This window comes from Variovorax sp. GW531-E2 (assembly GCF_059423125.1).
The window spans coordinates 1-3,327 of the sequence record NZ_JBWKXQ010000121.1 but is presented as its reverse complement, the minus strand read 5'-3'; the positions used below and the strand labels follow the sequence as shown (position 1 = coordinate 3,327).

At 62.4% G+C, this 3,327-nt stretch carries 1 protein-coding gene; it reads left to right on the top strand.

The window, feature by feature from the left end; translation table 11 throughout:
- Positions 1-240 precede the first annotated feature (240 nt).
- Positions 241-3,327, top strand: a 3,087-nt coding sequence (locus AC07XP_RS32090) for a beta strand repeat-containing protein (RefSeq protein ID WP_495266939.1), incomplete at its 3' end; no start/stop codon positions are given.

Sequence of the window (3,327 nt, the reverse complement as noted above, 5' to 3'; positions counted from 1 at the left end):
AGCCTGTCTACAGGCCTGAGCACCACGAACAGCAATGTGGGCAGCCTGTCGACTTCGACATCGTCGGGTCTGAGCACAGCCAACAGCCGCATCGACAGCTTGTCGACTTCCACGTCGAGCGGCCTGAGCACCACGAACAGCAACCTGGACAGCCTTTCGACCTCGACGTCGAGTGGCTTGAGCACTGCGACCAGCGGCATCTCCAGCCTGTCCACGGGCCTGAGCACGACGAACAGCAACGTGGGCAGCCTGTCGACTTCGACATCGTCGGGTCTGAGCACGGCGACCAGTGGGATCTCCAGCCTGTCGACCGGTCTGAGCACGACCAACAGCAATGTGAGCAGCCTGTCGACGTCCACGTCGTCGGGCTTGAGCACAGCCACGAGCAGCATTGACAGCCTTTCGACTTCGACGTCGTCGGGGCTGAGCACCGCAACCAGCGGTATCTCCAGCCTGTCCACGGGCCTGAGCACGACGAACAGCAACGTGAGCAGCCTGTCGACCTCGACGTCGTCTGGTTTGAGCACGGCTACGAGCAGCATCGATAGCCTTTCGACTTCGACGTCGTCGGGTTTGAGCACGGCGACCAGTGGGATCTCCAGCCTGTCGACCGGTCTGAGCACCACCAACAGCAACGTCAGCAGCCTGTCGACGTCCACGTCGTCGGGCTTGAGCACGGCCACGAGCAGCATTGATAGCCTTTCGACGTCGACGTCGTCGGGTCTGAGCACCGCCACCAGCGGGATCTCCAGCCTGTCTACCGGCCTGAGTACCACGAACAGCAATGTCAGCAGCTTGTCGACCTCGACGTCGTCGGGGCTCAGCACGGCGACCAGTGGCATCTCCAGCCTGTCCACGGGCCTGAGCACGACCAACAGCAACGTCAGCAGCTTGTCGACCTCGACCTCGTCCGGTCTGAGCACGGCCACGAGCAGCATCGATAGCCTTTCGACTTCGACGTCGTCTGGTTTGAGCACTGCCACCAGCGGTATCTCCAGCCTGTCCACGGGTCTGAGCACGACGAACAGCAACGTGAGCAGCCTGTCGACCTCGACGTCCTCTGGTTTGAGCACCGCGACCAGTGGCATCTCCAGCCTGTCTACCGGCCTCAGCTCCACGAACAGCAACCTGGACAGCCTTTCGACCTCCACGTCGAGCGGTCTGAGCACTGCAACCAGTGGAATTTCGAGCCTGTCGACTTCGACGTCGTCGGGCCTGAGCACGACCAACAGCCGTATCGATAGCCTTTCGACATCCACGTCGAGCGGCCTGAGCACGGCGACGAGCAGCATCGACAGCCTCTCGACGTCTACGTCCTCGGGTCTGAGCACTGCGACCAGCGGCATCTCTAGCCTGTCCACTGGCTTGAGCACGACCAACAGCAACGTCAGCAGCCTGTCGACCTCCACGTCGAGCGGCCTGAGCACGGCGACGAGCAACATCGACAGCCTATCGACGTCCACGTCGTCTGGTTTGAGCACTGCCACCAGCGGTATCTCCAGCCTGTCGACTGGCTTGAGCACGACGAACAGCAATGTGAGCAGCCTGTCGACCTCGACGTCGTCCGGTCTGAGCACGGCGACGAGCAGCATCGACAGCCTTTCGACGTCTACGTCCTCTGGTTTGAGCACCGCGACCAGTGGTATCTCCAGCCTGTCGACCGGCCTGAGCACGACGAACAGCAACGTCAGCAGCCTCTCGACCTCGACCTCGTCGGGTCTGAGCACCGCCACCAGCGGCATCTCCAGCCTGTCCACTGGGTTGAGCACGACGAACAGCAACGTCGGCAGCCTCTCGACCTCCACGTCGTCGGGTTTGAGCACGGCGAACAGCAGCATTAGCAGCTTGTCGACGTCCACGTCGTCGGGCTTGAGTACGGCGACCAGTGGCATCGATAGCCTGTCTACCGGCCTGAGCACGACGAACAGCAACGTCAGCAGCCTGTCGACGTCGACATCGTCTGGCTTGAGCACGGCGACGAGCAGCATCGACAGTCTGTCGACTTCGACCTCGTCGGGTCTGAGCACTGCCACCAGCGGCATCTCCAGCCTGTCCACTGGCTTGAGCACGACCAACAGCAACGTCAGCAGCTTGTCGACCTCGACGTCGTCGGGGCTGAGCACGGCGACCAGTGGCATCTCCAGCTTGTCGACCTCGACGTCGTCTGGCCTGAGCACCGCGACGAGCAGCATCGACAGCCTCTCCACGTCCACATCGTCGGGTCTGAGCACGGCCACCAGCGGTATCTCGAGCCTGTCCACGGGGCTGAGCACGACGAACAGCAACGTCAGCAGCTTGTCGACCTCGACCTCGTCCGGTCTGAGCACGGCCACGAGCAGCATCGACAGTCTTTCGACTTCGACGTCGTCTGGTTTGAGCACTGCCACCAGTGGCATCAACAGCCTGTCGACCGGTCTGAGCACGACCAACAGCAATGTGAGCAGCCTGTCGACGTCCACGTCGTCAGGGCTGAGCACGGCGACCAGCGGCATCGCCAGCCTGTCCACCGGCCTGAGCACCACCAACAGCAACCTGGACAGCTTGTCGACATCCACCTCGAGCGGCTTGAGCACGGCAACCAGTGGTATTTCGAGCCTGTCGACTTCGACGTCGTCTGGCTTGAGCACTGCGACGAGCAGCATCGACAGCCTGTCGACTGGCCTGAGCACGACCAACAGCAACGTCAGCAGCCTGTCGACCTCGACGTCGTCCGGCCTGAGCACTGCGACCAGCGGCATCTCGAGCCTGTCCACTGGCTTGAGCACCACGAACAGCAACGTGAGCAGCTTGTCGACTTCGACGTCGAGCGGCCTGAGCACTGCGACCAGCGGCATCTCGAGCCTGTCCACTGGCCTGAGCACAACGAACAGCAATGTCAGCAGTCTTTCGACCTCGACGTCGAGTGGGCTGAGCACGGCCACGAGCGGCATTGAGAGCCTCTCGACGGGTCTGAGCACGACCAACAGCAACGTGAGCAGCTTGTCGACGTCTACGTCGTCGGGCCTGAGCACGGCCACGAGCAGCATCAATAGCCTCTCGACCGGCTTGAGCACCGCAACCAGCGGTATCTCCAGTCTGTCGACTGGCCTGAGCACCACGAACAGCAACGTGAGCAGCCTGTCGACATCCACGTCGACTGGGCTGAGCACGGCCGCGAGTGGCATCGATAGCCTTTCGACGGGGCTCAGCACGGCGACCAGTGGCATTTCCAGTCTGTCCACTGGCCTGAGCACGACGAACAGCAATGTCGGCAGCCTGTCGACTTCCACGTCGTCTGGCCTCAGCACCGCCACGAGCGGCATCTCCAGCCTGTCTACAGGCCTGAGC